A 5,964-nucleotide genomic window follows, 5' to 3' on the forward strand; every position below is an offset into this window, starting at 1 on the left:
TTTATTGGTATAGTCCAATTATAATTGATATAGACCAATAATGCAAGGAAACTTACACAAAAATCTAAAAAAATAACCACTAGTTTTAAAAAACGGACCTTTTTAAACTAACGGTTATCTTTTTTTAAATATTTTCTCTTATTGTATCAGGCTGTGTTGTTTATTCAACGGTAACACTCTTAGCCAAGTTTCTTGGCTTATCAACGTCGTAGCCGCGTTCCTTACTTGTGTAGTATGCAAGTAACTGTGCTGGAATGATTGCTGCTAACGGTGTTAATAATTGATGAACTTCTGGCAAAACGATCTGGTCACCGTCTGTTGCCAAGTTTTCAGACACGATATTGATCACATTAGCGCCACGCGAGATCACTTCTTGTTCATTGCTTCTTGTTAAACTAGCAGTCTTTTGATCCGTAATGATCGCAATAACTGGTGTTTTGTCTTCGATCAAAGAGATCGTGCCATGTTTCAATTCACCTGAAGCAAAGCCCTCAGTTTGAACATAAGAAACTTCTTTCAATTTTAATGCAGCTTCGATGGCTGTTTGATAGTCGATCCCACGACCAATGTAAAAAGCATTTCTAGTTGTTTCTAGGTATTTTTTAGCCAAGTCTTCAACAATGTCTTTCTGATCAACTAAGGACTGAATAGCATTAGCGGCTTTAGTAAGTTCAAAACCTGTATCAAATTCAGTTGCTTGTTTTGTGCCTTTGATCATTCCCAAGCCCTTAGCCAAAATGGTTTCGGCAGCAATTTGAGCAGTGTATGCTTTAGTTGAAGCAACAGCAATCTCTGGCCCAGCATTTAACAACATTGTATATGTGGCTTCACGAGAAAGAGTAGAATTTGGAACATTAGTAATGGTTAAACTTTCGTACCCAAGTTCATTGACCTTAGCTAAAACTTCACGACTGTCCGCCGTTTCTCCACTTTGAGTCAAGAAAATAAACAACGGCTTTTCTGACAACAATGGCATGTTATAGCCAAATTCCGAAGCAATGTGTACTTCAGTTGGGATACCCGCAATTTTTTCGAAAATGTTTTTCCCGACCAAACCAGCATTATAACTTGTCCCAGCAGCAACAATGTATAAACGATCAGCTTTATCCATAGCATCCATCAATTTTTTATCAACTTTAATAGAACCATCTTGGGCAATATATGTTTGCTGCAAACCACGGATCACAGCTGGTTGTTCATCGATTTCTTTTAACATAAAGAAGTCATATGCACCCTTTTCAGAGGCTGTGGCGTCATCATCAACGTGGAATTGGTTACGTTCTACTTGATTACCATCTTTGTCTTCGATCTCAACAGCACTCGGTGTAACAGTCACAACATCGCCATCAGTTAATTCAATGAAATCATGAGTTTCTGATAACATGACCATGGCATCACTGCAGACAACGTTAAAGCCATCTCCAACACCGATCAACAGCGGACTCTTCTTTTTAGCAACAAATAATGTGTTAGTCTGTGTCTTGTCCATCAATAAGAAGGCATAAGATGATGTCTTATCGATCAAGCTCAAAACATGTGTGAAGGCTTCTTTGGTTTCCATACCTTCGTTAACAAAATGCGAGATCAATTGCACGATCACTTCTGTATCAGTTTCACTCACGAATTTTGTATCAGCTAAATATTCTTGTTTTAGTTGACGGAAATTACCGATCATACCGTTATGTACTAAGTAGAAACGGCCATCTGCAGATGCTTGAGGGTGAGCATTAGCCTGACTAGGAGCACCATGAGTTGCCCAACGTGTATGGCCGATCCCAGTAGTTCCTTTAACTGCTGGACCAACAGCAGCACGTAAGTCTTCGATCCGGCCTTTTTCCTTGACTAAATAACCATTGCCCTTTTGATCATTAACATAAATACCAGCCGAGTCGTACCCGCGATATTCAAGCTTTTTAAGCCCATTCAATAAAATTTCTGTGGCGTTTTCTTTACCTGTTACTCCGACAATTCCGCACATATTTGAAACTCCTCCATTAAAGAATTTTAACTATACCTCTGCGTAAAAATTATATTGGTATATATTTTATTTAACTTATTATTTATATTACAAAGCTTAAAATACACCTTTACGTAAAACTTGTCAATATTTTTATTAAATTGGTATGGATATATCCCAAATTAAGGTAAGCTCCTTAACAGCAGTATTTGAGCGGCTTTTTATTTCGTCAATATTTGTACATACTCTAGTTTTTTTCATAATTAGCAGCTTTTTTGTCCTCACATTACTTTGTCAGTTTGAAAAACTATTATTTTACCCAAAGATGATCCCCAGTGGTCAAAAAGAGAGCTTCAAAATAGCGAAATTAGACCCTTACAGGAAAAACAGAACAACTTTTATCCAAGAGAAAATTGAGTCACTTCTGAATAAAAGATAAGTGAGAATGTTAAATAATCGAGCAATTTAATCTTTCTTAGAGGCCATTTGTGAGAAATGAATCCTCTATTTTTTGCTCAATTCCTTATAGGATCCAATGTTTATACTAAAAATTAGATTTTAAAAATTAAAAAAATTCGCTATAGTTTTTGCACCTATCGCTTTTTATTTATATTTCTCCTTTTTACACTTCTACTATATGTTGTATTAATTCTCATTAGGGTATACCATATATAGTATAAAAGAACAAAGGAGGATCTTTATGAAAACTATCCAAAAAGAAAAAATCAGTCTATCTAATGAGTTCATTGAGCAAATCAAAGAATCTATCAAACCTCATTGGGGACCTTTGGGCTGGGTTACTTATAAAAGGACCTATGCACGTTATTTACCTGAAAAACAGCGTACAGAAAATTGGGATGAGACTGTTAAACGGACTGTTGAGGGTAATATTAATCTAGACCCACGTTTGCAGTATGATCCTAGCCCCAAAATAAAAGACGAGCTAACTCAAGAAGCGCAAAAGCTTTTTCGTCTGATTTATGGTTTAGGAGCGACACCCTCAGGGAGAAATCTGTGGATTTCTGGCACAAAATATCAACAAGAACACGGTGATGCTTTAAACAATTGCTGGTTTATTGCAATACGTCCTCAAGCATATGGCGATAGTCACATTGTGCCTGAATATCTAACTCAAGATCAGCCAGCAGCATCCATGCCCTTTTCATTTATGTTTGATCAATTAATGAAGGGCGGCGGAGTAGGCTTTTCCGTCACACAAGAAAACATCAATCAATTACCAACTGTTGATAATACAGTCAATTTAACCATTTTGATCAGTCACAACAGTAAAGCTTATGCTGAAACAGTTAAAATGGGAGCACAAGACAAGGAACGATGGTTAGCGGATCATGTTCCAGATAATTATGATTTATATGAACTTCCTGACACTCGTGAGGGCTGGGTCTTGGCAAATGCTACGATGATCGATCATCATTTTAGTTCTACTAATATAACTGGCTCCACCGATCTTGTGCTGGATGTTAGTCATATTCGTGCGCGAGGTGAAGCAATCCATGGGTTTGGTGGAACCGCATCTGGTCCAGCACCACTAGTTGAGATGCTTTTTGATATTAACCAAATTCTGAATGAACAAGCTGGGAAAAAATTAAGTTCTGTAGAGTGTACTGATATTGGTAATTTAATTGGAAAAGCCGTAGTAGCGGGTAATGTGCGTCGCTCAGCTGAATTGGCACTGGGATCTGCTGATGACCATGCCTTTATTAACATGAAACAAGATCAAGCCAAACTTTATCATCACCGGTGGGCCTCTAATAACAGTGTAGCTGTTGATTCTAACTTTAATAATTATGATGAAGTTGCTAATTCGTTACGTAAAAATGGGGAACCTGGAATTGTGAACCTTGACTTATCAAAAAATTATGGGCGCATTGTGGACGGTAAACAAACTGGGATCGATCCTAATGTTGAAGGCACAAATCCATGTGGTGAGATTTCTTTAGCAAATGGGGAACCATGTAATTTATTTGAAGTTTTTCCGGGAATCGCCACTCAACAAGGCTGGAATTTACAAGAAGTCTTTACGTTAGGAACAAGATTTGCTAAACGCGTGACTTTTAGCCACTATGATTGGGAAATTTCGCGTACTATCATTGCTCAAAACCGTCGGATCGGTATCTCAATGTCTGGAATTCAAGATTGGATTTTAAATGAATTTGGCCATCGTGTGGTTCGTGGTTTTGGCGAAGGCAATGACCCAGTAACTGGTAAAAAAGTAAAACGCCCTATTTATGACCAAAAAGCTGCACATAAGGTCACTCAACTTTATCAAGCAGTTATCCAAGCTGATAAAGAATATTCGCAGACTCTTAATTGTGTTCCTTCGCTTAAACATACAACTGTCAAGCCTTCTGGAACAGTTGCAAAATTGGCCGGTGCTTCAGAAGGAATGCACTTTCATTACGCTGGTTACTTAATTCAACGTATTCGTTTTCAAGATAATGATCCATTACTTTTGTCATTAAGTGCCGCTGGCTATCATATGGAGCCAGATGTTTATACTAAAAATACCATGTGCGTTGAATTTCCAATGCGTGCACCACATGCAGACGACCCGGAGTTTGCTTCAGCTGGAACAGTTTCAATTGCTGAACAATTTGCAACGCAGGCTTTCTTACAAGAATACTGGTCAGATAATGCGGTCAGCTGCACGATTACTTTTCAACCTGAGGAAGGTCCAGAAATAAGTGACCTATTAAATCAATATCGTTTTATTACAAAATCTACTTCTCTTTTACCATATTCTGGTGCTGATTTTAAACAAGCTCCCAAGAAACCAATTAGCAAAGCTACCTTTAAACATAAACAAGCCGAAATCAAGCATGATGTACAGACAGTCTTTGCACGTCAAAGTCAGGGTCAAGATCAGGAAGAGTTTGAAATCGTTGGTCAAGAAGATTGTGAAGGTGGAGCTTGTCCAGTCAAATAAATTGTCGCAAAAGGCAAAGCAGGAGAAGACAGAATGAAGCTAAAAATTTATACTAGAGTGGGCGATAAAGGACAGACCAAACAAGTTACTGGTCACATGGTCCCTAAATATGACTTGCAAATAGAAACATTAGGACAAATTGATGAATTAGAATCTTGGCTAGGAGTAACTTGTGCGTCTTTAAGTATCAAAAACAAACAGTTAGAGCCAAACATCAAACACTTACAACGTAAATTATATGAATTACAGGCTGATATTGCGATCAAACGTCATCACAATATTCAGGATAAAGATGTCGACATACTTGAAAAAAAGATCGACGAATTAAATAATGAGACGCCAGAAATTAAGGCCTTCATCCTACCTGGAGGTCAGCAAACCGGGGCTAATTTACAATATGCCAGAACTTTAGCTCGGAAAGCTGAAAGAACAGCAGCTAAGCTCAATGATACTCAACAAACTTTAGCTGAATCAGAGTTAAAATTTATGAATCGGCTATCTGATTATTTATTTGTTTTGGCGCGTTATGCTAACTTTATGGATGGTTACGAGGACGTATGTGCAAAGTCCAAAAATTCATTTAGTAAATAAACAATTTAAAAAATAATGATACGGAGAAAAAAATGTTAAAAAAATATTCTGTAACTTTATTAGTATTGTTAAATATGCTTTTTGCTACTGGGTGTTCTAGACAAAACAATAATTTAAAACAAGTTAAGAAAAATGATACTGTTAGGGTTACTTACCAGTTAAAATCTGGCAGACGATCTTTAGGTACTAAGAATGTACAACTTAAGAAAGGCACCAAAGTTGACACGGGACTTAAAAAGGCTTGGCCAACTAAAGAACACAAAGGAATGATCACAGAGATCAACGGCCATAAGCAAAATGACAAAAAGCAAAAGTATTGGATGTATACTATTAACGGTAAGAAAGCAAGTAAAGGTGTAAAACAACAAAACGTCAAAGACAAAAATAAAATTGTTTTTACACTTCAAAAAGTAAGTGAGTGAATGTTTTATTAATAGCAACTAAAGGTTGAAAGTTGAAAAAGCACATT

At 37.1% G+C, this 5,964-nt stretch carries 4 protein-coding genes; 3 read left to right on the forward strand and 1 reads right to left on the reverse strand.

The genetic code is table 11. The features are described 5' to 3' along the window. Positions 1-160: 160 nt before the first annotated feature. The gene (gene glmS / locus FC65_RS08260) at positions 161-1,978 is read right to left on the reverse strand and encodes a glutamine--fructose-6-phosphate transaminase (isomerizing) (protein ID WP_056972287.1); all 1,818 of its coding nucleotides are present in this window, start codon (positions 1,976-1,978) and stop codon (positions 161-163) included. 679 nt (positions 1,979-2,657) lie between these two features. On the opposite strand from glmS, the gene nrdJ reads away from it, so the two are divergent. From nrdJ to FC65_RS08275, 3 genes are read left to right on the forward strand one after another with little or no spacing between them, the layout of a single operon-like run. Beyond that, entirely contained in the window at positions 2,658-4,904 is a 2,247-nt protein-coding gene (nrdJ, locus tag FC65_RS08265) for a ribonucleoside-triphosphate reductase, adenosylcobalamin-dependent (protein ID WP_056972288.1), read from the forward strand. A gap of 33 nt (positions 4,905-4,937) precedes the next feature. Then, positions 4,938-5,495: a cob(I)yrinic acid a,c-diamide adenosyltransferase gene (locus tag FC65_RS08270; protein ID WP_010499293.1), complete on the forward strand. Its 558-nt coding sequence runs from the start codon at positions 4,938-4,940 to the stop codon at positions 5,493-5,495. A gap of 32 nt (positions 5,496-5,527) precedes the next feature. Then, positions 5,528-5,917 (forward strand): DUF4430 domain-containing protein, encoded by a 390-nt coding sequence (locus FC65_RS08275; RefSeq protein WP_010499296.1) that lies wholly within the window; start codon positions 5,528-5,530, stop codon positions 5,915-5,917. Positions 5,918-5,964 lie beyond the last annotated feature (47 nt).

Origin of the sequence: Ligilactobacillus acidipiscis DSM 15836 (assembly GCF_001435755.1) — a bacterium.
GTDB classification, from domain to species: Bacteria; Bacillota; Bacilli; order Lactobacillales; family Lactobacillaceae; genus Ligilactobacillus; species Ligilactobacillus acidipiscis.

What these genes read in the sequence shown, in the direction of transcription:
- FC65_RS08270 (WP_010499293.1), top strand. Translation starts at nt 4,938, where the DNA reads ATGAAGCTAAAAATTTATACTAGAGTGGGCGATAAAGGACAGACCAAA.
- nrdJ (WP_056972288.1), top strand. Translation starts at nt 2,658, where the DNA reads ATGAAAACTATCCAAAAAGAAAAAATCAGTCTATCTAATGAGTTCATT.
- glmS (WP_056972287.1), bottom strand. Translation starts at nt 1,978, where the DNA reads ATGTGCGGAATTGTCGGAGTAACAGGTAAAGAAAACGCCACAGAAATT.
- FC65_RS08275 (WP_010499296.1), top strand. Translation starts at nt 5,528, where the DNA reads ATGTTAAAAAAATATTCTGTAACTTTATTAGTATTGTTAAATATGCTT.